General features: G+C 65.3%; 24 protein-coding genes. 12 read left to right on the plus strand and 12 right to left on the minus strand.

Features of this window, described 5'->3' with window-relative positions; translation table 11 throughout:
* Positions 1 to 84: 84 nt before the first annotated feature.
* A complete protein-coding gene (locus AC07WS_RS02335) occupies positions 85 to 774 on the minus strand; it encodes a response regulator transcription factor (RefSeq protein ID WP_117012469.1) in 690 nt (229 codons plus the stop codon).
* A gap of 236 nt (positions 775 to 1,010) precedes the next feature.
* On the opposite strand from AC07WS_RS02335, the gene AC07WS_RS02340 reads away from it, so the two are divergent.
* Positions 1,011 to 1,523: a hypothetical protein gene (locus AC07WS_RS02340; RefSeq protein ID WP_494727534.1), complete on the plus strand. Its 513-nt coding sequence runs from the start codon at positions 1,011 to 1,013 to the stop codon at positions 1,521 to 1,523.
* Positions 1,524 to 1,533: 10 nt separating this feature from the next.
* Here AC07WS_RS02340 and minE read toward each other — a convergent pair whose 3' ends face one another.
* The 4 genes from minE to metE all read right to left on the minus strand — a co-directional run bounded on the left by minE (position 1,534) and on the right by metE (position 5,919).
* The gene (gene minE, locus AC07WS_RS02345; RefSeq protein ID WP_008443622.1) at positions 1,534 to 1,785 is read right to left on the minus strand and encodes a cell division topological specificity factor MinE; all 252 of its coding nucleotides are present in this window, start codon (positions 1,783 to 1,785) and stop codon (positions 1,534 to 1,536) included.
* 2 nt (positions 1,786 to 1,787) lie between these two features.
* The gene (gene minD, locus AC07WS_RS02350; protein ID WP_117012471.1) at positions 1,788 to 2,603 is read right to left on the minus strand and encodes a septum site-determining protein MinD; all 816 of its coding nucleotides are present in this window, start codon (positions 2,601 to 2,603) and stop codon (positions 1,788 to 1,790) included.
* Between the two features lie 28 nt (positions 2,604 to 2,631).
* Entirely contained in the window at positions 2,632 to 3,411 is a 780-nt protein-coding gene (gene minC, locus AC07WS_RS02355; RefSeq protein WP_494727535.1) for a septum site-determining protein MinC, read from the minus strand.
* 150 nt (positions 3,412 to 3,561) lie between these two features.
* Complete coding sequence (gene metE / locus AC07WS_RS02360) at positions 3,562 to 5,919, minus strand: 5-methyltetrahydropteroyltriglutamate--homocysteine S-methyltransferase (RefSeq protein WP_494727536.1); 2,358 nt, start codon at positions 5,917 to 5,919, stop codon at positions 3,562 to 3,564.
* 106 nt (positions 5,920 to 6,025) lie between these two features.
* Here metE and AC07WS_RS02365 point away from each other — a divergent pair, with 106 nt between their 5' ends.
* The 6 genes from AC07WS_RS02365 to AC07WS_RS02390 all read left to right on the plus strand — a co-directional run bounded on the left by AC07WS_RS02365 (position 6,026) and on the right by AC07WS_RS02390 (position 11,253).
* The gene (locus AC07WS_RS02365) at positions 6,026 to 6,934 is read left to right on the plus strand and encodes a LysR family transcriptional regulator (protein ID WP_494727537.1); all 909 of its coding nucleotides are present in this window, start codon (positions 6,026 to 6,028) and stop codon (positions 6,932 to 6,934) included.
* A 262-nt stretch (positions 6,935 to 7,196) separates the two neighbouring features.
* Entirely contained in the window at positions 7,197 to 8,375 is a 1,179-nt protein-coding gene (locus tag AC07WS_RS02370) for an acetyl-CoA C-acetyltransferase (RefSeq protein ID WP_494727538.1), read from the plus strand.
* 100 nt (positions 8,376 to 8,475) lie between these two features.
* Positions 8,476 to 9,216 (plus strand): acetoacetyl-CoA reductase, encoded by a 741-nt coding sequence (gene phbB, locus AC07WS_RS02375; RefSeq protein ID WP_008443632.1) that lies wholly within the window; start codon positions 8,476 to 8,478, stop codon positions 9,214 to 9,216.
* An 89-nt stretch (positions 9,217 to 9,305) separates the two neighbouring features.
* Positions 9,306 to 10,262 (plus strand): prolyl aminopeptidase, encoded by a 957-nt coding sequence (pip, locus tag AC07WS_RS02380; RefSeq protein ID WP_494727539.1) that lies wholly within the window; start codon positions 9,306 to 9,308, stop codon positions 10,260 to 10,262.
* A 70-nt stretch (positions 10,263 to 10,332) separates the two neighbouring features.
* A complete protein-coding gene (locus tag AC07WS_RS02385; RefSeq protein ID WP_494727540.1) occupies positions 10,333 to 10,776 on the plus strand; it encodes a DUF2721 domain-containing protein in 444 nt (147 codons plus the stop codon).
* A 24-nt stretch (positions 10,777 to 10,800) separates the two neighbouring features.
* Positions 10,801 to 11,253 (plus strand): hypothetical protein, encoded by a 453-nt coding sequence (locus AC07WS_RS02390; RefSeq protein ID WP_494727541.1) that lies wholly within the window; start codon positions 10,801 to 10,803, stop codon positions 11,251 to 11,253.
* Here AC07WS_RS02390 and AC07WS_RS02395 read toward each other — a convergent pair whose 3' ends face one another.
* Positions 11,254 to 11,826, minus strand: a complete 573-nt coding sequence (locus AC07WS_RS02395) for an SRPBCC family protein (protein ID WP_494727542.1) — start codon at positions 11,824 to 11,826, stop codon at positions 11,254 to 11,256.
* Between the two features lie 153 nt (positions 11,827 to 11,979).
* Here AC07WS_RS02395 and AC07WS_RS02400 point away from each other — a divergent pair, with 153 nt between their 5' ends.
* Positions 11,980 to 14,025, plus strand: a complete 2,046-nt coding sequence (locus AC07WS_RS02400; protein ID WP_494727543.1) for an oxidoreductase — start codon at positions 11,980 to 11,982, stop codon at positions 14,023 to 14,025.
* Between the two features lie 6 nt (positions 14,026 to 14,031).
* Here the strand turns inward: AC07WS_RS02400 and AC07WS_RS02405 are convergent, their stop codons facing one another.
* The 4 genes from AC07WS_RS02405 to pdxR all read right to left on the minus strand — a co-directional run bounded on the left by AC07WS_RS02405 (position 14,032) and on the right by pdxR (position 18,761).
* A complete protein-coding gene (locus AC07WS_RS02405) occupies positions 14,032 to 14,997 on the minus strand; it encodes a hypothetical protein (protein ID WP_494727544.1) in 966 nt (321 codons plus the stop codon).
* Positions 14,987 to 16,714 carry a cation:proton antiporter domain-containing protein gene (locus tag AC07WS_RS02410; protein WP_494727545.1) on the minus strand — a complete coding sequence of 576 codons (1,728 nt, stop codon included), beginning with the start codon at positions 16,712 to 16,714 and terminating at the stop codon, positions 14,987 to 14,989. Before AC07WS_RS02410 ends, AC07WS_RS02405 begins: the two co-directional genes overlap by 11 nt.
* Before the next feature lie 61 nt (positions 16,715 to 16,775).
* Entirely contained in the window at positions 16,776 to 17,228 is a 453-nt protein-coding gene (locus AC07WS_RS02415) for a carboxymuconolactone decarboxylase family protein (protein ID WP_494727546.1), read from the minus strand.
* A 93-nt stretch (positions 17,229 to 17,321) separates the two neighbouring features.
* Positions 17,322 to 18,761 carry a MocR-like pyridoxine biosynthesis transcription factor PdxR gene (pdxR, locus tag AC07WS_RS02420; protein ID WP_494727547.1) on the minus strand — a complete coding sequence of 480 codons (1,440 nt, stop codon included), beginning with the start codon at positions 18,759 to 18,761 and terminating at the stop codon, positions 17,322 to 17,324.
* 79 nt (positions 18,762 to 18,840) lie between these two features.
* Between pdxR and AC07WS_RS02425 the strand changes: the two genes are divergently transcribed.
* On the plus strand, positions 18,841 to 19,284 hold the full coding sequence (locus AC07WS_RS02425; protein WP_494727548.1) for a GNAT family N-acetyltransferase: 444 nt from the start codon (positions 18,841 to 18,843) through the stop codon (positions 19,282 to 19,284).
* On the plus strand, positions 19,281 to 19,895 hold the full coding sequence (locus AC07WS_RS02430; protein ID WP_494727549.1) for an FMN-dependent NADH-azoreductase: 615 nt from the start codon (positions 19,281 to 19,283) through the stop codon (positions 19,893 to 19,895). The genes AC07WS_RS02425 and AC07WS_RS02430 overlap by 4 nt, the downstream gene beginning before the upstream one ends.
* On the opposite strand, the gene AC07WS_RS02435 is transcribed toward AC07WS_RS02430, so the two are convergent.
* Together AC07WS_RS02435 and AC07WS_RS02440 are read right to left on the minus strand one after the other, a co-directional pair.
* A complete protein-coding gene (locus tag AC07WS_RS02435) occupies positions 19,892 to 21,013 on the minus strand; it encodes a beta-ketoacyl-ACP synthase III (protein ID WP_494727550.1) in 1,122 nt (373 codons plus the stop codon). The two genes, AC07WS_RS02430 and AC07WS_RS02435, sit on opposite strands and share 4 nt — an antisense overlap.
* A 204-nt stretch (positions 21,014 to 21,217) precedes the next feature.
* Entirely contained in the window at positions 21,218 to 22,663 is a 1,446-nt protein-coding gene (locus tag AC07WS_RS02440) for a S41 family peptidase (protein ID WP_494727551.1), read from the minus strand.
* Between the two features lie 364 nt (positions 22,664 to 23,027).
* Here AC07WS_RS02440 and AC07WS_RS02445 point away from each other — a divergent pair, with 364 nt between their 5' ends.
* Together AC07WS_RS02445 and AC07WS_RS02450 are read left to right on the plus strand one after the other, a co-directional pair.
* Positions 23,028 to 23,609 (plus strand): hypothetical protein, encoded by a 582-nt coding sequence (locus AC07WS_RS02445; RefSeq protein WP_494727552.1) that lies wholly within the window; start codon positions 23,028 to 23,030, stop codon positions 23,607 to 23,609.
* Between the two features lie 98 nt (positions 23,610 to 23,707).
* Positions 23,708 to 25,921 carry a TonB-dependent receptor plug domain-containing protein gene (locus AC07WS_RS02450; protein ID WP_494727553.1) on the plus strand — a complete coding sequence of 738 codons (2,214 nt, stop codon included), beginning with the start codon at positions 23,708 to 23,710 and terminating at the stop codon, positions 25,919 to 25,921.
* Positions 25,922 to 25,941 lie beyond the last annotated feature (20 nt).

Consider the following 25,941-nt stretch of genomic DNA (forward strand, 5'->3'; position numbering starts at 1 on the left):
GCGGACATTATACCGTGTTGTATCCCTGACTTGCCGGTGCCTGCCCATAGCCCAGGCTGCATACCGGCCATAGCGGCGGCCCGGTCAGGCCCCCAGTTTTTCCAGACGGTAGCCGTAACTGTAGACCGGCACCAGGCGGAAGCCGTTTTCCGGCTTCAATTGCAACTTGTTGCGCACGCGCGAAACGTGGGTGTCCATGGTGCGCGAGGGCACGGCGGTCTCGCGTATCCACACCGCCTCATGGATGTAGGCGCGCGACAGCGGCCGTCCGATGTTGCGGAAAAATAACAGCGCCAGGTAGAACTCCTTGTGGGTGACGTCCAAAACGATGCCGTCCATCAACAAGCGGCCGGGCCGGGTCTCGAACACGTATTGACCGAATTGCAATTGCTCGGCGCCGTTCTGGGCCGGATAGGCGCGCCGCAGCAGCGCTTGCACGCGAGCAACCATTTCACTGCGGCGCAGCGGTTTGATCATGTAATCGTCGGCGCCGGCGGCCAGGCCGGCCACGATATCGTCCTCGCCCGAGCTGGTGGTGAGGAACAGCACCGGGGCGTTGTCGGGCAGCTTTTCGCGGGCCCGGCGTAACACTTCCGCGCCGCCCAGATCGACCACTTGCCAGTCGAGGATCAGCATGTCGTAGCTGTCCTTGCGCAGTTGTGCCAGCACGTCCTTGGCGCTCTGAAAACTGTGGCAGATATGGCCGGCCGAGGTCAGCACCTGGCAGATCAGATCGGCTTGGCCACGGTCATTGTCAAGTACGGCGATTCGCATACAACTGCCTGTAGGAAAATGTTAAGGAGAAGTCACTTCAAATATAACAGAGATTTACAAAAAAAGTTAGCAAAATAGCTAATTATTTTTCTTGAGACACTAATATTTACTTGGAGACAACTCGATAAAACACTGCGCGCACTCGCACAACCATTACACGGTACACTGGAAAAACGTTGAATTCAATGAAGAAGTTGAAAAAAGGAAAGAATGTTCAGCCGGAGCCGGGAGTACGCATGGGACTGAAAAAAGACACAAATTGGACCTTGGTGCCGGGCAGCGCCCGCGACATCGAAGCGGTGCGCGAACGTTGCCGCAAGCTGGTGCGGCGGCGCGCGATGGTGTCGGCCGGCGTGGCGGCGGTGCCGATCCCGGGGCTGGACGTGGTGTCCGACCTGCGCCTGTTCGCGCGCCTGATCGACGACATCAACCAGGCGTTCGGCCTGACGGCGCAGCAGATCGAGCGCATGCGCCCGGAGTTCCGGCTGATCGCCTACGAGGCCGCAGTCGGCGTCGGCGGCATGCTGGTGGGGAAGCTGGTGACGCGGGAAGTGGTGCTGCAGCTGCTGCGCCGCTCCGGCATGAAGTCGGTGGCGCGCCAGGCGGGCAAGCTGGTGCCGTTTGCCGGGCAGCTGGCCTCGGCCGGGATAGGCTTCGTGGCCTTCAGCCGGATCGGCTACCAGCATGTGGACGCCTGCGCCAAGGTGGCGCAGGAACTGGTCACGGCCGGCGTCGGCCGGCCGTTGTGAGCGCCGCCGCTCAGGCGTCCGGCAGCACCACGTTCACGTCCAGCACCTCCAGGTTGCCCTGGCGGTCCAGCGAGATCTTGATGTCGTCGGCGTTGACCTTGGTGTACTTCGAGATCACCTCGATCAGCTCCTTGTGCAGCGCCGGCAGGAAGTCGGGACCGCTGCGGCCATTGCGCTCGCGCGCGATGATGATCTGCAACCGCTCCTTGGCCGCGGTGGCGGTTTTAGGTTTTTGCGGGAACAGGAAAGAAAGCAGGGCCATGATTACTTGCTCCCGAAAATACGCTGCAGCAGGCCAGGCTTCTCGTAGTTGGTGAAGCGCAACGGCAATTCCTGGCCGAGGAAGCGCGACACCACATCTTCGTAGGCTTCCGCAACATCGGTGCCCTTGAAGTGAATCGCCGGATTGCCCTGGTTCGACGCGTGCAGCACCGATTCCGATTCCGGAATGATGCCGATCAGTGGAATGCGCAGGATTTCCTGCACATCTTCGTACGACAGCATTTCGTCCGCTTCCACGCGCTTGGGCGAGTAGCGGGTGATCAGCAGGTGCTCCTTGACCGGCTCGCCGCCGGTCTGGGCGCGGCGCGACTTGGCCTGGATGATGCCGAGGATGCGATCCGAATCGCGCACCGACGACACTTCCGGATTGGTGACGATGATGGCCTCGTCGGCGAAGGTCAGCGCCATCAGCGCGCCGTGCTCGATGCCGGCCGGCGAATCGCAGATGATGTATTCGAAGCCCATGTTGATCAGCTCGTGCAGCACGATTTCCACGCCGTCCTCGGACAGCGCATCCTTGTCGCGCGTCTGCGATGCCGGCAGGATGAACAGGTTGTCGCAGTGCTTGTCCTTGATCAGCGCCTGGGTCAGCGATGCCTCCTTGTTGATCACATTGATCAGGTCGTACACCACGCGGCGTTCGCAGCCCATGATCAGGTCGAGGTTGCGCAGGCCGACGTCGAAGTCGATCACCGCGGTTTTATGACCGCGCATGGCCAGGCCGGTGGAGAAGCTGGCGCTGGAAGTCGTCTTACCGACACCGCCCTTACCGGACGTTACAACAATAATTCTCGCCACAAAAAAGTCCTTTTCAGAGAGTTGCTAGTCAAGCGCGGTTTGCAGAATTGACAGATAGTATATCGATTCGGTCGCCGACCAAGCGAATTTGCGCAGGAGAACGCGCATACTCGGCCGGGAAGCCGTCTTCAAAAGTGCGGTACACGCCGGCAATCGACACCAACTCCGGCGACATCGTCATGGCGAAGATGCGCGCCTCGGCGTTGCCGGAGGCGCCAGCCAGCGCGCGGCCGTTGAGCGTGTTGTACACGTGGATGCTGCCGTCGGCGATGATCTCGGCGCCGTTGTTGACCACGGCGGTGATGATCAGGTCGCAGCCGCGCGCGTAGATGCGCTGGCCGGCGCGCACCGGGGTGTCGATGATCATCACGCCGGCGTTGCCGGGGAAGCCTTCGGCCGGCGCGGCGGCCGGGGCTGGTGCTGCAGCTGCCGGGGCGGGCGCCGGCTTGGCGGGCGCGGGCGCCGCGTCCTGCTCGTCGCGCGGCCTGGCCGCGGTTTCGATGCTCAGGCCGTGGGCGGCGATCTCGGCGGCCATGGACGGCGGCGCGTTGCGCACGGCGACCGGGTTCAGACGGTATTTCTTCAACAGGGCGATGATGCCGGCCCAGTCGATAGTCGCGCTGCCGGCCGGCAGGGCGGCGACGTCGATCACGGTCAGGTCGTCTTCGAAGAAATCGGTGGTGCCGCCGGTCATTTCGGCCAGCGCGGCGTCGAGCGCCAGCCGGTCTGGCGTGGACAGGATGGCGGAGACGGCGACTACGGTGGAAATTTTAATTTCTATGGGCTTTTGAAACAGGCTCTTGGACATGGGCGACAGTATTAGAGGGTTAACCTCGCGCGCATGCGCAGGCACGAGCATTTTACTGTGGAAAAGGGCGGATGGGGAGGGCTGGCGCCGTACTGGGCCAGTAAAAATGCGGGATGGCGGCGACCCGGCAGGCCGCCGCCAGTGCGGGGCTTAGTAGATCGCGTGCTCTTCACGCAACTGATGGGCCGCGGCCACCATGTTGCGCAGCGCGGTTTCGGTCTCCGCCCAGCCGCGGGTTTTCAGTCCGCAATCCGGATTGACCCACAGATGGTCCGGCGGGATCACCGCGCTGGCCTTGCGCAGCAGCCGCACCATCTCGGCCTGGCCCGGCACGCGCGGCGAGTGGATGTCGTACACGCCGGGGCCGATCTCGTTCGGATAGCGGAAGCGGCCGAAGCCGTTCAGCAGCTCCATGTCCGAGCGGCTGGTCTCGATGGTGATGACGTCGGCGTCCATGGCGGCGATCTGCGGCAGGATGTCGTTGAACTCGGCGTAGCACATGTGGGTGTGGATCTGCGTGCCGTCGGCCGCCGCGCTGGCCGACACGCGGAAGGCGCGCGTGGCCCAGTCCAGGTACTCGTCCCAGCGGCCGCGGCGCAGCGGCAAGCCCTCGCGCACGGCCGGCTCGTCGATCTGGATGATGCCGATGCCGGCCCGCTCCAGGTCGGCCACCTCGTCGCGGATCGCCAGCGCGATCTGCAGCGCGGTGCGCGCGCGCGGCTGGTCGTCGCGCACGAAGGACCACTGCAGGATGGTGATGGGGCCGGTCAGCATGCCCTTCATCGGCTTGCCGGTCAGGCTTTGCGCGTGCACGGTCCAGTCCACCGTCATGGCTTTCGGGCGGCTGACGTCGCCGTAGATGACGGGCGGCTTGACGCAGCGCGAGCCGTACGATTGCACCCAGCCCAGCTGCGTGAAGACGAAGCCGTCCAGCTGTTCGCCGAAATATTCGACCATGTCGTTGCGCTCGGCCTCGCCGTGGACCAGTACGTCCAGGCCCAGGTCTTCCTGGCGGCGCACGGCGTCGGCGATTTCCTCGCGCATCCTGGCGGCGTAGTCGCCGGCGTTCAGTTCGCCGCGCTTGAAGCCGGCGCGGGCGGCGCGGATGCTGGCCGTCTGCGGGAAGGAGCCGATGGTCGTGGTGGGGAAGGCCGGCAGCCGGAAGCGGGCGCGCTGCTCGGCCTGGCGCTGGGCGAACGGTGCATGGCGGCGGTCGGCGTCGGCCGGCAGGGCGGCGATGCGCTCGCGCACGGCGTCCTGGTGCACGCGCGGGCTGGCGCGGCGGCTGGCGATGGCGGCACGCGAGACGTCCAGCGCGTCGACGGTGGCGGCGTCGTGGTTGCCCTGCAGCGCCTGCTTGAGCACGTACAGCTCGTCCAGTTTTTCGGTGGCGAAGGCCAGCCACGAGCGGATTTCCTGCTCGAGCGCGGTTTCGGCTGCCAGGCTGAACGGCACGTGCAGCAGCGAGCACGAGGTCGACAGCCACAGCTTGCCGCCGCGCTTGTCCGCGATGGGCGCCAGCGTGGCCAGCGCCGCGTCGAGGTCGGTGCGCCAGATGTTGCGGCCATCGACGATGCCGACCGACAGCACCTTGTGCACCGGCAGCCAGTCGGCGATGCTGGTCAGTTCATGCGGGGCGCGCACGCCGTCCACGTGCAGGCCGGCCACCGGCAGGCGGCACGCCAGGCTCAGGTTTTCCTCCAGCGGCGAGAAATAGGTCGCCAGCAGCAGCGGCACGCCGACCTGGTTGAGCTGCCAGTAGCTGTTCTCGAACGCGCCGCGCCACGGCGACGGCAGGTCGAGGCCGAGGATGGGCTCGTCGATCTGCACCCATTGCACGCCCTGCGCCTTCAGGCGGTCCAGCACCTGGCCGTAGACCGGCAGCAGCCGGTCCAGCAGGCTGAGGCGATCCAGACCGGCATCCTTGGCCTTGCCCAGCCACAGGAAGCTCAACGGCCCCAGCAGCACGGCCTTGACCGCGTGGCCCAGCGCCTGCGCCTCGGCCACTTCGTCGAACAGGCGCTCGCAGGCCAGCGAGAAGGCGGTCTCCACCGTGAACTCCGGCACCAGATAGTGGTAGTTGGTGTCGAACCATTTGGTCATTTCCAGCGCGGCCGAGGCGTGTGCGTGGCCGTCGTCTTGCGCGTGGTGGTGGCCGCAGGCGGCCGGTTCGCTGTTGCCGCCGTTACCGCGCGCCATGGCGAAGTAGCGGCTCAGCTGCGATTGTCCGGCCGTGAAGCCGTAGCGGGCCGGCTCGCAACCCAGCAGCTGGATGTGGTTGGCGACCTGGTCGTAGAAGGCGAAATCGCCGACGGTGACGAAGTCCAGCCCGGCCTGCTGTTGCAGCGCCCAGTGGCGGGCGCGCAGGTCGCGGCCGACCGATTCCAGGCCGGCTTCCGGCAGCTCGCCGCGCCAATTCGCCTCCAGCGCGAACTTCAGCTCGCGCGCCGCGCCGATGCGCGGAAAGCCCGGGATGTGGCTTTGGATGGGTTTATTCGATGTTGTCATTTTGATGTCATCCGCATTTAATATTGGTGATATAAAGTGTGCGGCAATCCGGTCTATAATCAAAACGAAAGATTTTGCGGCTTCACATGAAAAAATTTAATAGACCATGCTAGAGATACGTCACCTGCGCACTCTGAGTGCCCTCCGCTCCGCCGGCAGCCTGGTGCGCGCCGCGCAACTGCTGAACCTGACGCAGTCGGCCCTGTCACATCAGATCAAATTGCTGGAGGATCGCTACGGCGGGCCGCTTTTTGAGCGAAAATCCGTGCCGATCGGGTTCACCGCCACCGGCGCCCGGCTGCTCAAGCTCGCCGACTTGCTGCTGCCGGAAATCGAGGCGGCCGAGCGCGAGGTGGCGCGCCTGACTCAGGGCGACACCGGCCAGCTGCGCGTGGTGCTCGAATGCCATACCTGCTTCGACTGGCTGATGCCGGTGATGGATGAATTCCGCAAGCGCTGGCCGGAGGTGGAAATCGATCTGGTCTCGGGCTTTCACAGCGAGCCGGCCGAGCTGCTGCGCAGCGGCGCCGCCGACCTGGTGATCGGCTCGGCCTACGGCCCGGAGTTCGCCACCTTCCCGCTGTTCCGCTTTGAAATCCTGGTGGTGATGGCGCAGAAACACCGCCTGGCGGCCCAGCGCCGCCTGCTGGCGGCCGATTTCGAGGGCGAAACCCTGATCACCTACCCGGTGCCGGAAACCCGCATCGACCTGATCCGCGAAGTGCTGCAGCCGGCCCACATCCGCTACGAGCGCCGCACCGCCGAGCTGACGGTGGCGGTGCTGCAGCTGGTGGCCAGCCGCCGCGGCATCGCCGCGCTGCCGAACTGGGCGATCAAGAACTATGTCGACTACGACTACGTGATCGCCAAGCCGATCGGCGAGCAGGGCTTGTGGAGCGATCTGTTCGTCTCCGTGCCGGAAGCGCAGAAACAAAAGGCCTACGTGCTGGACTTCGTCAACGTGATACGGGAACAGTGCGCCAGCACCCTGGACGGTATCAAATTATTATCGTGACAGATTGATACTGTTTCTTCAAAATGATTGAGTTGGGTTTGATGCATGTCAAAGATGCCACGATGTGCGACGCTTACGATGGGTGCCCGACAACTGATGGTTGTTGGCACGGATGCTGCTAGAGAAATCCTGCCATGCCTCGGGAAAGTTCTCGCGGCGACGCACCATCGAAACCCAGCACGGCCCAGCCGTCGAAGCGTATTATCGAAGTTCGCGTTGTTGCTAAACTAAGCCGGCCCCGGCCGGCGCATTGGAGAGTCAAATGGATGATGTAGTTATCGTGGCCGCTGGCCGTACTGGTGTCGGCAAATTCGGCGGCAGCCTGGCGAAGACGCCGGCTTCCGAACTGGGCGCACACGTGATCAAGGGCCTGCTGGCCAAGACCGGTATCGATCCCAACCTGATCAGCGAAGCCATCCTCGGCCAGGTGCTGACCGCCGGCGTCGGCCAGAATCCGGCGCGCCAGGCCGTCATCAAGTCCGGCCTGCCGAACACCATACCCGGCTTCACCATCAACCACGTGTGCGGCAGCGGCCTGAAGGCCACCCACCTGGCGGCCCAGGCCATCAAGGCGGGCGACGCCGAGATCATCATTGCCGGCGGCCAGGAAAACATGAGCGCCTCGCCGCACGTGATGAACGGTTCGCGCGACGGCTTCCGCATGGGCGACTTCAAGATGGTCGATTCCATGATCGTCGACGGCCTGTGGGACGCCTACAACCAGTACCACATGGGCACCACCGCCGAGAACGTCGCGAAGAAATACGAGATTTCCCGCACCGAGCAGGACGAGTTCGCGCTGAACTCGCAGCTGAAGGCGGAAGCGGCGCAAAAGGCCGGCAAGTTCAAGGATGAGATTTTGCCGCTGGAAATCGTCCAGAAAAAGGGCAGCATCGTGTTCGACAGCGACGAATACGTCAAACCCGGCTCGACCATCGAAGCGCTGTCCGGCCTGCGTCCGGCCTTCGCCAAGGACGGCACGGTAACCGCCGGCAACGCCTCCGGCCTGAACGACGGCGCCGCCGCCGTCATCATGATGTCCGCCTCCAAGGCCAAGGAACTGGGCCTGACCGTGCTGGCCAAGGTCAAGGCTTACGCCTCGTCCGGCCTGGACCCTGCCTTCATGGGCATGGGCCCGGTCTCGGCCACCAGGCTGTGCCTGAAAAAGGCCGGCTGGACCCCGGACGACCTGGACCTGATGGAAATCAACGAAGCCTTCGCCGCCCAGGCCGTGGCCGTGAACAAGGAAATGGGCTGGGACACCAGCAAGATCAACGTGAACGGCGGCGCCATCGCCATCGGTCACCCGATCGGTGCATCCGGCGCCCGCATCCTGGTCACGCTCATCCACGAAATGGTGCGCCGCGACGCCAAGAAAGGCCTGGCCTCGCTGTGCATCGGCGGCGGCATGGGCGTGGCGCTGGCGATCGAGCGCGCGTAAGCGATTCCGTATCCGTAGCATCCGCAGCAGTAGTGCCGCGCCGGGCGGGTCCCGGCGCGGTGTCAGATGATTTTTGGTGTCAATTTAAGAGGGGACGAAAATGGCAAGAGTTGCATTAGTAACCGGCGGCATGGGTGGCTTGGGCGAGGCAGTGTGTTTCAAACTGTCGGCACTGGGCTATTGCGTAGTCACCACGTATTCCCCTGGCAATCCGAAGGTCGAGCAATGGCTCGCAACTACCCGCGACCAGGGCTTTAATTTCCGCGCATACCCGTGCGACGTGGCCGATTACGATTCGGCCCAGGCGTGCGTCGCCGCGATCGAGAAAGATATCGGTCCGATCGACGTGCTGGTGAACAACGCCGGCATCACCCGCGACATGACCTTCAAGAAGATGGACAAACCGAACTGGGACGCCGTCATGGCCACCAATCTCGATTCCGTGTTCAACATGACCAAGCCGGTGTGCGACGGCATGGTGGAACGCGGCTGGGGTCGCATCATCAATATTTCGTCGGTCAACGGCCAGAAGGGCGCGTTCGGCCAGACCAACTATTCGGCCGCCAAGGCCGGCATGCACGGCTTCACCAAGGCGCTGGCGCTGGAAGTGGCGCGCAAGGGCGTGACCGTCAACACCATCTCGCCGGGCTACATCGGCACCAAGATGGTGATGGAGATCCCGCAGGAGGTGCTCGACACCAAGATCATTCCGCAGATTCCGATGGCCCGCCTGGGCAAGCCGGAAGAAGTGGCGGGCCTGGTGGCCTACCTGTCGTCGGACGAAGCAGCCTTCGTCACCGGCGCCAATATCGCCATCAACGGCGGCCAGCACATGTCCTGAGCGGCATGCTGTTCTAGCCCCGGGCCAGGATCGTTCGCGATCCTGGCTTTTTTTTCGTACAATCTGCTATCGATGCTTAAAGGATAGCCATGTTCGACCCGACCTCGCCCCTGTTTCCGCCCGTCCTGCCGTCGCGCCACGGCATGCTGGCGGTCGACGACCTGCACACCATCTACTGGGAGGAAGTCGGCAATCCGCAGGGCATACCGGTGGTGTTCCTGCATGGCGGGCCGGGCGCCGGGCTGTCGCCGCAGCACCGCCGCTTCTTCGATCCCGCCCAGTACCGCGTGATCCTGTTCGACCAGCGCGGCGCCGGCAAGTCGCTGCCGCTGGGCGAGTGCCGCAACAACACCACCGAGCTGCTGGTCGCGGACATCGAGCGCCTGCGCGTCATGTGCGGCATCGAGCAGTGGCTGGTGTTCGGCGGCTCCTGGGGCTCGACGCTGGCGCTGGCCTACGGCCAGGCGCATCCCGAGCGCTGCCTGGGCTTCATCCTGCGCGGCATCTTCCTGTGCACGCAGGCCGAAATCGACTGGTTCCTGCACGGCGCCCAATGGTTCCATCCCGAGGTGCATGCCGAATTCGTCGCGCCCATCCCGCCGGCCGAACGCGGCAACCTGCTGCAGGCCTACGTCGACCGCATCATGAGCGACGATCCGGCCGTCCACTGGCCAGCGGTGCGCGCCTGGAGCCGCTTCGAAGGGCGGCGGGTGTTCCTGCTGCCGCAGGCCGAGGATCCGCCGTCCGACACGCTGGACCTGGGCGTGGGCCGGCTCGAATCGCACTACATGGCCAACCTGGGCTTCTTCAGCGAGGACCAGCTGCTGCGCAACGTCGACCGCATCGCCCACCTGCCGGCGGTGATCGTGCAGGGCCGTTACGACGTGATCTGCCCGCCGGTGTCGGCCTGGCGGCTGCACCAGGCCTGGCCCGGATCGGTGCTCAACATGGTGCCGGACGCCGGGCACGGCGCCATGGAAAAGGGCATCTCGCGCGCGCTGGTGGGCGCCACGGAACAGTTCAAGCAGGGCCGGGGATTTGCCTGAGCCGGCGCGGAATCGGCCCGCACCCGGCGCGGGCTGATACACTATCGTTAATTCCAGTTTCTACGCATCCATGAATATACAAGTCGGCGATATCGGCCACATCATCCAGCTGGCGATCGCGCCGGTGTTCCTGCTGACGGGCGTCTGCACCAACCTGGTTGTGCTGACCAACCGCCTGGCGCGCATCATCGACCGTTCGCGGGTGCTGGAGGACCGGCTCGACATCGGCTACAGCGACGTCTATCTGAACGAACTCGATGTGCTCTACCGAAGATCGCACCTGATCAACGTCTCGATCACGCTGTCGACCGCCTGCGGGCTGTTGATTTGCCTGGTGATCGCGATGCTGTTTTGGGGCGATATCACCAACATCTCGCTCGATAAGTACATCGCGGGCATGTTCGTGGTGGCGATGCTGGCCCTGATCGGCAGCTTCTACTACCTGCTGCGCGAGATCTTCATTGCATCGGCGGCGATGCGCTCGCACCGCCATGTGCGCCGCCCGATCAAATAACTTTGTAAAGAATAGAGTACCGATATGCACGACTACCAACGCCCTCCGACCCTGTACCGCTACGGCGTGCGCGAAGACCTGGAGCTGGCGCTGACGCAGGGCCAGTTCATCCTGACCCCGGCCTCCAGCTGCCTGACCCTGAGCTTCTCCAAAGTCTGGGACCGCAAGCTGTTCGAGCTGTTCTCGTCGGACAGCTGCCTGGTCATCCACAACACCGAGGAATTCGGCGAACGCCTGCACCGCGCGGTGCAGCGCACCTTGCCCAGCTGGGCGGGCATCGACGGCGCCGTCGAATACGGCACCCGCGCCGCCCTGGGCGCGGCCTTCACCAAGACCGCGGCCGAAGCGCAGGAGCAGGAATGGCAGTTCGCCTGGCGCGCCATGCAGGCGAAGCTGAGCCTCAATCCGGTGCTGGTGAAGATCGGCAGCCTGGAAAACTTCGCGGAGCTGCGCGACCGCGACACCTATCTGGCGTGATTATTTGACGTCCTCGCGGCGGTCGAGGCGCGCCAGCACGGCGTTCATCATGCGCTCGATATCGCCGCGTATCATCTTCGCGCCGAGGATGCCGGGCACGTAGAAGTTCGGTATCAGCTTGCCGCTGTAGACCACCTTGGTGCCGCCGGTTTCGGGCACCGGTATCAATTCCCAATGCGATTCGTAGTGCTTCATGTCGCCGGAGATCAGCGAGATGTCGATCGACGACATCGGCTGCTCGGTCGCGCGCACGATCAGGTGGATGGACTTGGACATGAACAGGAAACGCGCCACGCCGAACTGTTCGACGATCACCTCATTGCCGTTGCGGGACAAAACCCGGCACGATTCCATGTCCGGCACGAATTCCGCCATGCGCTCGTAACCCGTGAGGATGCGCCATACCTTAGGCAGTGGCGCCGCCACCGTGCCGGTGGCGTCCACTTCGTACATGTGCAGCGCATCGAGCTCCACCCGGTTGACCGACACCTCCAGCTTGGGCAATTCAAGCCTAGGTGCTTGCGCCATCACCGGGGCGGCCACACCTAACAACAAAAACAAAAGGAATCGCATCATCGTTCCAGCGTAAGGGAAAGGGTGGCAGAATACAAGAGCGCTACCGCACCCTCGGCCAAATTCGGGAGCGGATGCCGGGACTTTAGAAGCCCAGGTCTAGAGAATTGCGTTTTAATGCGGGCATCGTTACGTCAGACTCTAACAACCATAATGACAACTTCACCATACCCACACCTGCTGGCCCCCCTCGATCTTGGCTTCACGACGCTGCGCAACCGCGTCGTCATGGGCTCCATGCACACCGGTCTTGAGGACCGCTTCTACAACTACGGCAAGCTGGCCGCCTTCTACCGCGAGCGTGCGCGCGGCGGCGTGGGGCTGATCGTCACCGGCGGCATCTCGCCCAACCGCTCCGGATGGCTGCTACCCTTCGGCGGAACGCTCAATTTCAAGGGCGACGTGATCAACCACCGCCGCGTCACCAGCGCGGTGCACGAGGAGGGCGGCAAGATCCTGATGCAGATCCTGCACGCGGGCCGCTACGGCTACCAGCCCTTCGTGGTGTCGGCGTCGGAGAAGAAATCGCCGATCTCGCCGTTCAAGCCGCGCGCGCTGACCGAGGCCGGCATCGAATCGACCATCCGCGACTACGCCCGCTGCGCCAAACTGGCGCGCGACGCCGGCTACGACGGCATCGAAGTGATGGGCAGCGAAGGCTATCTGCTCAACCAGTTCCTGTGCGCGCGCACCAACCTGCGCACCGACCGTTGGGGCGGCAGCATCGAGAACCGCATGCGGCTGTCGGTGGAAATCGTCAAGCGCATCCGCGCGGAAGTGGGCCATGATTTCATCATCATGTACCGCCACTCGCTGCTCGACCTGGTCGACGGCGGCAACACCTGGGAGGACGTGGTGGCCGTGGCCAAGGCCCTGCAGCACGCCGGCGTGACCATCCTCAATTCCGGCTACGGCTGGCACGAGGCGCGCGTGCCGACCATCGTGACCTCGGTGCCGCGCGCCGCCTTCGCCAGTCTGGCGGGTCGCCTGCGCCGCGAGGTGACGATACCGGTGGTGGCGTCCAACCGCATCAACATGCCGGCCGAGGCGGAGGGCATCCTGCAGCGCGGCGACGCCGACATGATCTCGATGGCGCGTCCCTTCCTGGCCGATTCGCACTTCGTCGTCAAGGCGGCGCAGGGCCGCACCGACGAAATCAACACCTGCATCGGCTGCAACCAGGCATGCCTGGACCACACCTTCTCCAACAAGCGCGCCAGCTGCCTGGTGAACCCGCGCGCCTGCCACGAGACGGAGCTGGTCTACGCGCCGGCGGCCAAGAAGCGCCGCGTGGCGGTGGTCGGCGCCGGGCCGGCCGGCTTGTCGGCGGCCACGGTGGCGGCGGAATGCGGCCATGACGTGACCCTGTTCGACTCCAGCGACAGCGTCGGCGGCCAGTTCAAGATCGCCATGCAGATACCGGGCAAGGAGGAATTCGCCGAGACCATCCGCTACTTCCGCCGCAAGCTGGAACTGACCGGCGTGAAGGTCAAGCTGGGCGTGCGCGTCACGCGCGAGCAGCTGATCGCCGACGGCTACGACGACGTGGTGGTTGCCACCGGCATCAAGGTGCGCCGTCCGCCGATCGAGGGTATCAACCATCCGAAGGTGCTGTCGTATATCGACGTCCTGCAGAACAAGGCGCCGGTTGGCAAGCGCGTGGCCATCATCGGCGCGGGCGGCATCGGTTTCGACGTGGGCGAGTATCTGCTGCACGATCCCAAACACCCGCTGCCGCTGGCGCTGGATGTCTGGGCCAAGGAGTGGGGCGTGGACATGAAGGGCGACGCGCCGGGCGGCCTGACGACCGTCTCCGCGCCGGAGCCGGTACGCCAGCTGTATCTGCTGCAGCGCAAGACGTCCAAGCTGGGCGCGGGCCTGGGCAAGACCTCGGGCTGGGTGCACCGTGCCGTCCTGGCGCGCAACGGCGTGGTGATGCTGGCCGGCGTGCAGTATGACCGCATCGACGACCAGGGCCTGCACGTGACCATCGCCGGCGAACAGCGCTTGCTGTCGGTGGATAACGTGGTGGTCTGCGCGGGGCAGGACAGCCTGACCGAGTTGATGCCGTCGGAAGAGGAAGTCAAGGCCAATGCTCAATGGCCGCGCTTCCACAAGATCGGCGGCGCCGCGCTGGCCGCGGAGCTGGACGCCAAGCGCGCCATCAAGGAAGGCGCGGAGCTGGCGGTCAGCCTGTAAGGCGCCTTATCCGGCGGGCAGTTGGTCCACCATGCGGGCCACTGCCTGGTCGAAGGTCTGCTTGCCGTTCATGTAGGGGCGCCATTCGTTCTCTATCGGCTGCAGCAACGGCGACCAATAGCCTTTGAACAGGCCGCCCTTGTCGGCGTAATGTTCGTAGGTGATGCCATCGCGTTTGTAGGCATCCCTCACCACGGTGCCGACGGTGTAGAACTGCACTCCGTGCCACAGGTCCGAATCGGGCTTGCGCTGCGTGGCCTTGAGGCGCGCTTCGATGGCCTCCTCCAGCTTATCTGTCGAGGCGATGTGCGAAATTTCGTGATACACCATCTCCAACGACGCCAGGCCCTGATAGCTGGGGCGTCCGCTGGGGATCACCGCCTGCGTGCCCGTGTAGGCGCCCTGGCGCTTGCCGGTTTCCACCACGATGTCGATGCGGATCGGCGTGAGCGGGAAGGGCGCCTGCAGATAGCGGGCGATGCCTTCCTGGGCCTCGGCTCCGTAACGCGCATCGAGCCGCTTCGCTTCGGTTATCCATTGCTGGTTGCTGGCGTCCTGCTGCGCCCAGATGCAGCGCGCGTACATCGGCGCGATGCCGTCCAGCGTGACCGCCAGTTGCGGCGGTAGCGCCAGGCCGCTGGCCTCGCGCTGCGTGTCGGCCACGCTCAAGGCGGTTTTGATGGAGGTCATCAGCTCATCGAATAGCAGGTCGCGCTTGGCGTAGTTGTCGCGATAGTGGGCGACCGCGTTGCGCAGCGCCGCCATCTCGTCGGCCGATGGCGCGGCCGTCCAGCTGACTTTTTCAAGCTGCTCCGGGTGCACGCCAAGGTTGAACAGGAAGTGGTGCAGGTTCATCAGGAACGCGCTGTGGAACTCCAGCCGCACGCGCGCCGCCGAAGCATCGGCGCCGGCAATGACGATGGACAACGGCAGCGCCGCAGCGCAGCGCATCAATGCGCGCCTAGTGAGCATGGTGGCCTCCGCTCTTGGTCATATTGGTCAGTATGAATTCCGTCATTCCCTTTGCCAGCTCCTGTTCGCCGATGAAAATCTGTCCCGCGCGTTCGCCGCGCAGCAGTTCCGCCACTTCGTCGCTGTGCGTGCGCACCACGGTCTTGATGTTGGGGTTGAGCGCGCGCGCGGTCTCGATCATGGTCCGCACGTGGAAGGTGTCCGGCGTGGCGATCACCAGCATCGCGGCGCGCGCGATGTGCGCCTGGATCAGCACCGCCGGCTCGGCCGCGTTGCCAGCCACCGCATGCGCGCCTTCCTTGCGCAGCTGGTCCACCAGTTCGCGATTCTGCTCGGCCACCACGAAGGGGATGCCCCGCTCGGCGAGCGCCGCGGCGATGCGCCGGCCCACGCGGCCATAGCCGACCAGCACGACCTGTCCCGCCAGATGCTCTTGCGGCACTGACGCCGGCAGCTCGGCCAGCGGATCGGCGGGGCGCTCGAACTTGGCCGCCAGCGCCACGTTCCTGCCCAGCCAGCGCTCCAACGGCTTGGTGGCGCGGAACACCACCGGATTGAGCGCGATGGAGATGATGGCGCCGGCCAGGATCAGGCTTTGCCCTTCGGCCGGCATAAGGCCCAGGGACAGGCCCAGCGCCGCAAGGATGAAGGAGAACTCGCCGATCTGCGCCAGGCTGGCCGACACCATCAGCGCCGTCTTGGCCGGGTAGCGCAGCAGCAGCACCAGCAGGAAGGCCGCCACCGATTTACCGACCACGATGATGGTCACCACGGCCAGCAGCTTGAGCGGCTGCTCGACCAATATCGACGGCTCGAACAGCATGCCGACCGAAACGAAGAACAGCACCGCGAACGCGTCGCGCAGCGGCAAAGACTCCTCGGCGGCGCGGTGCGCCAGTTCGGATTCGCGCAGCACCATGCCGGCGAAGAAAGCGCCAAGCGCGAAGGAGACGCCGAAGTAGTACGTCGACGCATAGGCGATGCCGACAGCGGCGGCGATCACGCACAGCGTGAACAGCTCGCGCGAGCCGGTGCGCGCCACCTGCCACAAGATCCACGGGAACAGCTTGCGGCCGACCACCAGCATCAGCGCGATGAAGGCGCCTACCTGGCCCAGCGTGATGGCCAGCGTGGTCCACAGGCTGGTCTCTCCCGTGGCGGCGGCGCCGTGGCTGTCCACCGCAGTGCCGCCCAGCGAACCGGCCAACGCCGGCAGCAGCACCAGTACCAGCACCGTCACCAGGTCCTCCACCACCAGCCAGCCGACCGCGATGCGGCCGTTGAAGCTATCGAGGATGCCGCGCTCCTCCAATGCCCGCAGCAGCACCACCGTGCTGGCCACCGACAGCGCCAGGCCGAATACCAGCCCGCCGCCCAGGCTCCAGCCCCAGAAGTGCGCCAGCGCCATGCCCAGCGCGGTGGCGACCGCGATCTGCAGCACGGCGCCCGGCAGCGCCACGCGCCGCACGGCCCAGAGATCGTCGAGGGAAAAGTGCAGGCCGACGCCGAACATCATCAGCATCACGCCGATTTCGGCCAGCTGCCCGGCCAGCGCGGTATCGGCCACGAAGCCTGGCGTGGCGGGGCCGATGATGATGCCCGCAGCCAGATAGCCCACCAGCGCCGGAAGCTTGAGGCGCGTTGCGAGGTAGCCGAACAAAAGGCCGAAACCCAGTGCGGCCGCGATGGTGGTGATCAGGCTGATATTGTGGGGCATGCGTGCGGGGCTCCTGCCAGGGTGGATGAACCCTAGCGTAGCACAATCATGCCCGTGGCGATTACATGACCAGTGCCGCAGGCGTCATCCGCATGGCGACGCCGAAGCGGTTGAAGGCGTTCATCAGCGACACGGCCACCGTCACATCGGACAGTTCTTTTTCGCTGAGGACAGCGATCGCTTTTTGATAGTCGCTGTCCGGCACATTGGTCTGGGCGACGCGGGTCACGCTTTCGGCCCAGGCCAGCGCTGCGCGTTCCTTGTCGCTGAACAGCGCGGCCGCTTCTTCCCACACCTGCACCAGCGCCACCTTGTCGATCTTGACGCCCTGGTTCAGCAGGTCGCGGGTGTGCATGTCGATGCAGAAGGCGCAGTTGTTGATCTGCGATACGCGCAGGTAGACCAGCTCCACCAGTTCGGCCGGCAGGCCGCAGGTCTGCACGTAGTGCTTGACGGCGGTGAAGCCCTTGTAGGCCTCCGGTGCGTGCTTGAATACTTCGAGGCGCTTGCTCATGACTGTTCCTTGACGGGTTGCGAATAGCGCTATTCTGACGGCGCATGGATCAGTCGTGAAGGGCCAAGAATGGGCTATCCGGCTAGTCCATGTTTACAGCAGCCTGAGTATCCGCTTGCCCAGTTCGCGCGCCCGCTGCGGCGTCTCGATGTTGGTGAAGCCCAGCAGCAGCGCCGACGCCGCATGCGGCAGCATCGTGCGCTCGGACAGCGCCAGCGCCGCCATGCCGTCCTGCCGCATGCGCTCGGCCAGGGCGCGGTCGGTGTGGCGGCCCTTCATGCGCAGGATCAGGTGCATGCCGCCCGGCTGCGGATCGATGCGCAGGTGCTTGCCCAGCACCGCGTCCAGTCCTTGCGCGGCGATCTGTCGGCGTTCGGCGTACAGGCGGCGCATGCGTTGGATGTGGCGGGCGAAGTGGCCCTCGTTCATAAAGTCGCTGACGATGGTCTGCGTCAGGATCGGCCCTCCGCTGCCGAAGGTCTGGCTGACCTGTTCGAAGCGGGGCACCTGCGCCGGCGGCACCACCAGGTAGGCCAGCCGCACCGCCGGGAACAGCACCTTGCTGAAGGTGCCGGCGTACAGCACGCGGCCGTCGCGGTCCAGGCTTTGCAGCGCCGGCAGCGGGCGGCTGGCGTAGCGGTATTCGCCGTCGTAGTCGTCCTCGACGATCCAGGCGTCGGCTTGCGCCGCCCAATCCAGCAGCGCAAGGCGGCGCGGCAGCGACAGCGATACGCACAGCGGGCATTGGTGCGCCGGCGTGACCACGGCAGCCCTGGCGCGCGGCGCCGTGGCCACGCCGTGCGACACCACCAGGCCCTCCGCATCGACCGCCACCGGGGCCAGCGTCATGCCGGCGTGCTTGAGCAGTTCGCTGGTCGGCGGGAAGCCCGGATCTTCAACCCACACGCCATCGCCCGGTTGCAGCAGGGCGCGTGTGATCAGCTCCAGCGTGTTGCGGTAGCCGGAGGTGATGAACACCTGCGACGGCGAGCACAAAATGCCGCGCGACAGGTTCAGATACGTGGCGATGGCCGCGCGCAGCGCCGGTTGGCCTCTGTAGGGCGGGCAGACCATGTCGTCCGGCTGCGTGGCGCGGATCGCGCGCGCCGCCAGCCGCGCCCACACTTTGCGCGGAAAGGCGTCCAGTGCCGGCAGACCCATTTGGAACGGACGGTTCAGCGACGCCAGCGCCGACGAGGAAGACGCGCTGGCGGGTGCCGGCCGGGCGCGGGCCGTCGGCGCTGTGGTCGTCGATGCCGCCGTCGCCGCGTGGCGCGCCAGCGCGGGCGTGACCACGGTGCCGGCCTGGCCGCGTGCCTCCACATAGCCTTCCGCCACAAGCAGAGAGTAGGCCGCTTCCACCGTTCCGCGCGCCAGGCCCAGCTCCAGCGCGAGCGCGCGCGCCGACGGGATGCGGGCGTCCGGCAGCAGCAGGCCGTCGGCGATGGCGTTGCGGAAGCGGGTGTAGATCTGGCGGTAGAGCGGTTCGGCGGCGTCGTCGTCGAGCTGGAGGAAATCTGGTTTGGTTTTCATGGCCTAGTCGATATGTCGTTTTATGGCTCTGTGGATTATGCCATTACCGCCATAAGATGGTGTTTTAAAAGGAGCATTCATGGACGACCAACTGAAGGATGTGGAAACGGTTGAGCAGCTGCGCGCCTGCTATCCGGTGATGAAGCAACTGCGCCCGCACCTGGAGACCGAAGAGGAATTCGTCGCGCGCGTCACGCGCATGCGCGAGCATGGCTACCGCATCCTGGCGGCGTGGGACGAGGGCGAAGTGGTGGCGCTGGCCGGCTATCGCCTGCAGGAGAATCTGGTGTACGGCCGCTTCCTGTACGTCGACGATCTGGTGGCTGGAGAGAAGATGCGCGGCCAACGCTGGGGCGCGCGGCTGCTGGAGCGCTTGACGGCCTACGGCGAGCGCGCGGAGTGCGTCAAGCTGGTGCTCGACACCGGGATGGCCAACGCGCTGGCGCAGCGCTTCTACTTCCGCGAGGGCTTGCTGACCGGCGCGCTGCGCTTCGGTAAATTCCTGAAAGCGGGTGCGGCATGAAGATCCTGCACATCACCTGCAGTCCGCGCGGGCCGCAATCGGTGAGCTACCGCCTGTCCCAGCGCGTGATGGACCGTCTGCTGGCGCAGCATCCCGCCGCGCAGATCGTCACGCGCGACCTGTGTGCCGAGCCGCTGCCGCATATCGACGGCGAGTACGCGGCGGCGCTGGGCGGCGGCGCGAAGGCGGCCAGCGGGCGCGCCACGTCCTCGCAGGCGCTGTCCGAGCGGCTGATCGCCGAACTGCGCGACGCCGATTGCGTGGTCATCGCCACCCCGATGCACAACTTCACGGTGCCGTCGGTGCTGAAGGCGTGGCTGGACCATGTGGTGCGGATCGGCGTCACCTTCAACGTCACGCCGGAGGGCAAGGTCGGCACGCTGGCGGATCGCCCCGTGTACATCGCGGTGAGCTCCGGCGGCTACCGCACCGGCGAGCGCGCCCGCCAGCCCGATTTCCTCGAGCCTTATCTGAGCGCGCTGCTGCCGACGATAGGCTTGAAGAACCTGAGCTTCCTCTCCGTGCAGGCCACCGCCTCCGGCCCGGAAACGACAACGGCCGCATTCGCGGCCGTCGAGCGGGAACTGGACGACTGCGTCGCCGGCGCTTAGATCCGGCGCACCACCACGCAGCCGATCGAGTAGCCGGCGCCGAAGGAGCAGATCACGCCCAGCTGGCCGGGCGCCATGTCGTCCGAGTGCTTGTGGAAGGCGATCACGGAACCGGCCGACGAGGTGTTGGCGTAGGTGTCCAGGATCACCGGCGCCTCGCCCGGCTCGGCGTCGCGGCCCAGCACCATGCGGCTGATCAGCAGGTTCATGTTCAGGTTGGCCTGGTGCAGCCAGTAGCGGCTCACCTGCGGCACTTCCAGGCCGGCGCCGGCGATGGTGGTCTTGATCATCTCGGCGGCCATCGGGCACACGTCCTTGAACACCTTGCGGCCCTGCTGGCGGAACAGCTTGTCCGGCTGGCCGATGCCCGATTCGTCGAAGCGGTTCAGGAAGCCGAAGTTGTTGCGGATGTTGTTCGAGAAGCTGGTCTTGAGCTTGGTCTCGACGATCTCCCAGCGGTGCGTGCCCTTGGCCGTGTCGGCCGCCTCGATCACCATCGCGGTGCAGGCGTCGCCGAAGATGAAGTGGCTGTCGCGGTCGCGCCAGTTCAGGTGGCCGCTGGTGATTTCGGGATTGAGCACCAGCACCGCGCGCGCCTGGCCGCTCTGCACCGCCGCCACCGCCTGCTGGATGCCGAAGGTGGCCGACGAGCAGGCCACGTTCATGTCGAAGCCGTAGCCCTCGATGCCCAGCGCGCCCTGCACCTCGACCGCCATGGCCGGATAGCCGCGCTGCATATTGGAGCAGGCCACCAGCACCATGTCGATATCGGCCGGTACGCGGCCGGCGCGGTCCAGCGCCTGGCGCGCCGCCGCCACGCAGATTTCCGCCTGCAGCGACAATTCCTCGTCCGCGCGCTCGGGGATGCGCGAGACCATGCGGGTCGGATCCAGGATGCCGCTCTTTTCCATCACATAGCGCGACTTGATGCCGGACGCCTTTTCGATGAAGGCCACGCTGGACATTTCCAGCGCCGTGACGGAGCCGTCCGCGATGGCGGCGGCGTGGTCGGCGTTGAACTGTTCTGCGTAGGCGTTGAAGGATTCCACCAGCTCTTCGTTGGAGATCGACTGGGCTGGCGTAAAGAGACCGGTACCGCTGATGACCGCTTGTTTCATGTTTAAACTTTCAAATTAGGCAATGGCTTGCGCCAGTAATGACGCAAATTCTACACAATGGCTGCATGTTAGGCGAAAATAAAAGCGGCGCCCTTGAGGCGCCGCTGAGTTTGGTGGGGTCAAGTCTGACATTCGGACACGGGCTCGTCCGCGGCGGGCGCTACGGCAGAGCCCGTGTCCGAATGTCAGACTTGACCCCAAATGTTATTTCTTGGCCAGATCCTTCTTCACGCCCACTTCCGCCTGCACCACGGCGGTCTCGGGCTTGGCCAGCTGCACCGGCAGCCCCTTCAGGTGGTTGAGCGCCTGCGCCAGCTGGAAGTCGTCGGCGCTGCCGTATTCCAGCGGCTTGCGTTTCTTCTCCAGCGCCACGATGCGCAGCTGCTCCTCCAGCTCGTCGCGCTTGCTCTTGGCGATTTCCTGGTCGCGGTCGTTGCTCAGGTGCTTGTCGAGGTCGGCCTCGCGGGTGCGCAAGGCGTTCAGGCCGTCGCCGTCGGCGTTCTCGTCCACCGCCAGGTCGGGCACGATGCCCTTGGCCTGGATCGAGCGGCCGTTCGGCGTGTAGTAGCGCGCCGTGGTCAGCTTGACGGCGGTGTCGGCCGTCAGCTGGCGGATGGTCTGCACCGAGCCCTTGCCGAAGGTCTGGGTGCCGATGATGTCGGCCCGCTTGTAGTCCTGCAGCGCGCCGGCGACGATCTCCGACGCCGACGCCGAACCGGTGTTGACCAGCACCGCCATCGGCACCTGCTTGACCGCGGCCGGCAGCTTGGCCAGCGCGTCGCCGTCGTTGCGCAGCGCGTAGTATTCGGGACGGCCGTAGAAGATCTGCTTGGAGTCCGGCAGCTGGCCGTTGGTCGAGACGATGGCCGCGTCCTTGGGCAGGAAGGCCGCCGCCACGCCGATCGCGCCCTGCAGCACGCCGCCCGGGTCGTTGCGCAGGTCCAGCACCAGGCCCTTGATGTTCGGGTCCTGCTTGTACAGTTCGAGTATCTTGGCGGCCAGGTCGTCCACGGTCGGCTCCTGGAACTGCGAGATGCGCAGCCATGCATAGCCGGGCTCGACCATTTTGCCCTTGACGCTCTTCTGGTGGATTTCCTCGCGCGTGATGTTGAACACCAGCGGCTCGGCCTCGCCCTTGCGCAGGATCGTCATGCTGACCTTGGTGTGCGGCTCGCCGCGCATCTTCTTGACCGACTCGTCCAGGCTCAGGCCCTTGACCGGCGTGCTGTCCAGCCGCGAGATCAGGTCGCCCGCCTTGATGCCGGCGCGCCAGGCCGGCGAATCCTCGATCGGCGCGACGATCTTGATGTAGCCGTCCTCGCTCTGGCCGATCTCGATGCCCAGGCCGACGAACTTGCCCTGCGAGCCTTCGCGCAGTTCGGCGTAGGCCTTCTTGTCCAGGTAGGCGGAATGCGGGTCCAGCGAGGCCACCATGCCGGAGATGGCTTCGGTCAGCAGCTTCTTGTCCTCGACCTTCTCGACATAGTCGGACTTGATCAGGCCGAACACGTCGGCCAGCTGGCGCAGCTCCTCCAGCGGCAGCGGCGGGTCCACCGGCTTTTGCGCCATGGCGGAAAACTGCAGCGAGATCGCGATGCCGGCCACCACGCCCAATCCGACCAGTCCCGAATTCTTTAATTTCTTGCCCATGTTTCACCTATCGAAGCTGTTGCCGACAGCCGTCGCCGGCGGGCCACCCCGCCTCAACGCGCTTGAGTCGAGTATAAACCTGATTTCCGGCAAACGTAGTAGCCATCACGAAATGATTTATACCTTTACGAGAATTTACAACGCCGGCCGTTGACTTTTGAAGCACACCAGAGCCCGCTTGGCGTTGCGTCAATTTTGCTGTTTTGTATGCAGTGTATCCCTCACGTTCACGACCGTAAGCAATTGTAAGAAGTCCTGTAACGGCGGGGGCCGCGACCTACACTGAACTCGTAATTTCTCTCTACCCTGAAGTGGTTTTTGCCTGCGCCCCAAGCGCAGGCTTTTTTTTATCTACGGAGCCGACATGCGTCTTAACTTCTCTTCCACGTTGCAGCGCCTGACTGTCGCGCTGGCCCTGAGTGCGGCCCTGTTGCCGGCCCGCGCGCTGCCCGTCATGGACATGCGCGCCGAGGACATGCTGCCGATGGCGGCCGAACTGAAAAAATCGCTCAACCTCAACGCCAACCAGCAGATCCTTTGGCAGCAGACCGAAACCAAGACGCGCAACCTGCTGCGCGAGCGCCAGACGCGCCGCGAACGCCTGCAGGCAGCCACGCTGGCCGGCGCGCAGGGCGCCAACGTCGAGCTGCGCGACCTGGCCAAGGCGGTGGACGAGGAAACCACCGCCAGCGTGCTGGAAGAAAAGCTGCTGCGCGAATGGTGGCTGACCGTCAACGATGCCTTGAATGAAACCCAGCGCCAGGCCGTGGTGCAACTGGTGGCCGAGCAGCTGCAGCGGGTGCCGGACTCGGGCGTCCACAACGGCGCCATGCCGCACAAGCAGGAGGGCGGCGAGCAGCACCGCGGCGGCCGCAAGGGCGGCATGGGCGGCAGCATTGGCGGGCCCGGCGGCGCCAGCATCAGCCTGCCGGGCGGCGGCGGTTAAGGGATGCGCTGAGGCTGGGCGGACGGGTGTGTATCGTAAAGTAAAAATCGGCCTCTGGCCCTTTTGACAAGCAGGGCTGCCGGTAGAATACCCGCCCTATGAACAAACTGATTTCCCTCGCCTGCCTGGCCCTGCTGGGCGCCGCCGACGCCCGCGCGCAAAGCGACACCGCGCCGTCCAAGCCGGCGCTGGGGCCGGACGGCAAGCCGGTGCCGCAGGTGACCATCAGCGGCGGCCGCGCCAGCGACATGGACCAGCGCCGCAATTCGGTGGCCGGCAAGCAGGTCTACGGCCGCGAGGAGCTCGACCGTAACGGCGACAGCAACCTCGGCGACGTGCTCAAGCGCCTGCCCGGCGTGACCCTCGGCGGCCGCCCCGGCCGCGGCGGCGATGTGCGCATGCGCGGCATGGGCAACGGCTACACGCAGGTGCTGCTGAACGGCGAACGGCCGCCGGCCGGCTTCTCGATGGAATCGCTGTCGCCCGACCAGGTCGAGCGCGTCGAGGTGATGCGCGGCCCGGTCGCCGAGCACAGCACGCGCGCCATCGCCGGCACCATCAACATCATCCTGCGCGACGGTTACCAGCAGAAGGACAAGCAGCTCAAGTTCACCGACTCCATCGAGCAGGGCCGCCACGCGCCCAACGTCTCGCTGACGGTGCCGGGCAAGACGGGCAGCCTGAGCTGGCTGCTGACCGGCTCGGTCTTTGAAAACCGCCAGCACGACCAGGCCGAAACCTATAACCGCGACACACGCGACGACGGCGTGGTGCTCAAGGACCAGAACGTGCTCGACCAGACCAGCCGCAGCACGCGCGGCCTGCACCTGACGCCGCGCCTGTCCTACAAGTTCGACAACGGCGACACGCTGAACTTCCAGCCCTTCCTGATGGTCGCCCGCAGCGACAGCGACGCGCGCAGCGACCTGGCGCAGAACTTCGGCCTGGTGCCGCCGGCCCTGCAACAGCCGCCCGAATACAAGCTGGCGCTGACCGGCAGCCATGCGGAATCGACCTTCCTGCGCGGCTTCGGCAACTGGGTGCACAAGCTGGCGGGCGCGTCCAAGCTGGACGTCAAGTTCGGCTTCGGCGCCGGCCACAGCGACAGCGACTCGCTGCGCTACCAGTACGACAACGCCGGCAACCTGCTGCAGCGCTACAGCGACGACGCCACCGTGCGCGACCGCAGCGCCAGCACCGGCGGCAAGTACACCACGCCGGTCGGCCGGGAGCACGCGCTGGCGGCCGGCTGGGATATCGAGCTGGGCCACCGCGTCGAGACCAAGACCTCGCTCGACAGGAACGGCGTGTCGCAGTTCGGCGATTCCGGCAACGACCTGAGCGCCGACACCCGCCGCCTGGCCGTGTTCGCGCAGGACGAGTGGGACATCGGCAAGCAATGGTCGGGCTACGCCGGCCTGCGCTGGGAAGGCATACGCACCACCAGCACGCGCACCGGCCAGGACATCGTCAACACCAGCAGCGTGCTCAGCCCCTTGCTGCACGGCGTCTACCGCATCCCCGGCCACGACAAGGACCAGCTGCGCGCCAGCCTGACCAAGAGCTACAAGGCCGCCAACATCCAGGACCTGATCGCCTTGCCGTCGCTGTCGCGCCTGAACAGCGCCACCCGTCCCGACCGCACCGGCAATCCCGACCTGAAGCCCGAGCTGGCGACCGGCCTGGACTTCGCGTACGAGCACTACCTGGGCCGCAGCGGCATCGTGACGATGGGCGGCTTCGTGCGCGACATCAAGGACCTGATCCGCCGCGAGCTGACCCTGCAAAACACGCCGACCGGCCCGCGCTGGGTGTCGACTCCGGCCAACATTGGCCACGCGCGCACCAAGGGCATCGAGCTGGAGGCCAAGCTGCAGCTGCAGGAGCTGATCGCGGGCGGCCCGGCGCTCGACCTGCGCTCCAACTACAGCCGCTTCTGGTCCAGCGTGGACGGCATCCCCGGCCCCGACAACCGGCTCGACGCGCAACCGAAGCAGACCGCCAACGCCGGCCTGGACTGGCGCCTGAAGCCGGTGCCGCTGACCCTGGGCGCCAGCCTGAACTGGACGCCGGCCACCGTCATCCAGAGCAGCGTCGAGCAGGTGGTGACGACCGGCCGCAAGCGCTCGTTCGACGCCTACGCGCTGTGGAAATTCAATCCGCGCCATCAAATTCGCGTTTCCGCCAATAATTTGATGGCGGAAGACGCGCTCGGTAGTAATATCGTGACCGCCAACGGCCTGGCACAACTGGCCAACACGACCAACCAGACTTACGTAGTCTGGAGCGTCAAATACGAAATGAAATTCTGACCAAGAAGGAAACGCAGTGA

This window comes from Duganella sp. GW821-FHT01E12 (assembly GCF_059422325.1).

What these genes read in the sequence shown, in the direction of transcription:
- AC07WS_RS02335 (WP_117012469.1), bottom strand. Translation starts at nt 774, where the DNA reads ATGCGAATCGCCGTACTTGACAATGACCGTGGCCAAGCCGATCTGATC.
- AC07WS_RS02340 (WP_494727534.1), top strand. Translation starts at nt 1,011, where the DNA reads ATGGGACTGAAAAAAGACACAAATTGGACCTTGGTGCCGGGCAGCGCC.
- minE (WP_008443622.1), bottom strand. Translation starts at nt 1,785, where the DNA reads ATGGCCCTGCTTTCTTTCCTGTTCCCGCAAAAACCTAAAACCGCCACC.
- minC (WP_494727535.1), bottom strand. Translation starts at nt 3,411, where the DNA reads ATGTCCAAGAGCCTGTTTCAAAAGCCCATAGAAATTAAAATTTCCACC.
- metE (WP_494727536.1), bottom strand. Translation starts at nt 5,919, where the DNA reads ATGACAACATCGAATAAACCCATCCAAAGCCACATCCCGGGCTTTCCG.
- AC07WS_RS02365 (WP_494727537.1), top strand. Translation starts at nt 6,026, where the DNA reads ATGCTAGAGATACGTCACCTGCGCACTCTGAGTGCCCTCCGCTCCGCC.
- AC07WS_RS02370 (WP_494727538.1), top strand. Translation starts at nt 7,197, where the DNA reads ATGGATGATGTAGTTATCGTGGCCGCTGGCCGTACTGGTGTCGGCAAA.
- phbB (WP_008443632.1), top strand. Translation starts at nt 8,476, where the DNA reads ATGGCAAGAGTTGCATTAGTAACCGGCGGCATGGGTGGCTTGGGCGAG.
- pip (WP_494727539.1), top strand. Translation starts at nt 9,306, where the DNA reads ATGTTCGACCCGACCTCGCCCCTGTTTCCGCCCGTCCTGCCGTCGCGC.
- AC07WS_RS02385 (WP_494727540.1), top strand. Translation starts at nt 10,333, where the DNA reads ATGAATATACAAGTCGGCGATATCGGCCACATCATCCAGCTGGCGATC.
- AC07WS_RS02390 (WP_494727541.1), top strand. Translation starts at nt 10,801, where the DNA reads ATGCACGACTACCAACGCCCTCCGACCCTGTACCGCTACGGCGTGCGC.
- AC07WS_RS02395 (WP_494727542.1), bottom strand. Translation starts at nt 11,826, where the DNA reads ATGCGATTCCTTTTGTTTTTGTTGTTAGGTGTGGCCGCCCCGGTGATG.
- AC07WS_RS02400 (WP_494727543.1), top strand. Translation starts at nt 11,980, where the DNA reads ATGACAACTTCACCATACCCACACCTGCTGGCCCCCCTCGATCTTGGC.
- AC07WS_RS02405 (WP_494727544.1), bottom strand. Translation starts at nt 14,997, where the DNA reads ATGCTCACTAGGCGCGCATTGATGCGCTGCGCTGCGGCGCTGCCGTTG.
- AC07WS_RS02410 (WP_494727545.1), bottom strand. Translation starts at nt 16,714, where the DNA reads ATGCCCCACAATATCAGCCTGATCACCACCATCGCGGCCGCACTGGGT.
- AC07WS_RS02415 (WP_494727546.1), bottom strand. Translation starts at nt 17,228, where the DNA reads ATGAGCAAGCGCCTCGAAGTATTCAAGCACGCACCGGAGGCCTACAAG.
- pdxR (WP_494727547.1), bottom strand. Translation starts at nt 18,761, where the DNA reads ATGAAAACCAAACCAGATTTCCTCCAGCTCGACGACGACGCCGCCGAA.
- AC07WS_RS02425 (WP_494727548.1), top strand. Translation starts at nt 18,841, where the DNA reads ATGGACGACCAACTGAAGGATGTGGAAACGGTTGAGCAGCTGCGCGCC.
- AC07WS_RS02430 (WP_494727549.1), top strand. Translation starts at nt 19,281, where the DNA reads ATGAAGATCCTGCACATCACCTGCAGTCCGCGCGGGCCGCAATCGGTG.
- AC07WS_RS02435 (WP_494727550.1), bottom strand. Translation starts at nt 21,013, where the DNA reads ATGAAACAAGCGGTCATCAGCGGTACCGGTCTCTTTACGCCAGCCCAG.
- AC07WS_RS02440 (WP_494727551.1), bottom strand. Translation starts at nt 22,663, where the DNA reads ATGGGCAAGAAATTAAAGAATTCGGGACTGGTCGGATTGGGCGTGGTG.
- AC07WS_RS02445 (WP_494727552.1), top strand. Translation starts at nt 23,028, where the DNA reads ATGCGTCTTAACTTCTCTTCCACGTTGCAGCGCCTGACTGTCGCGCTG.
- AC07WS_RS02450 (WP_494727553.1), top strand. Translation starts at nt 23,708, where the DNA reads ATGAACAAACTGATTTCCCTCGCCTGCCTGGCCCTGCTGGGCGCCGCC.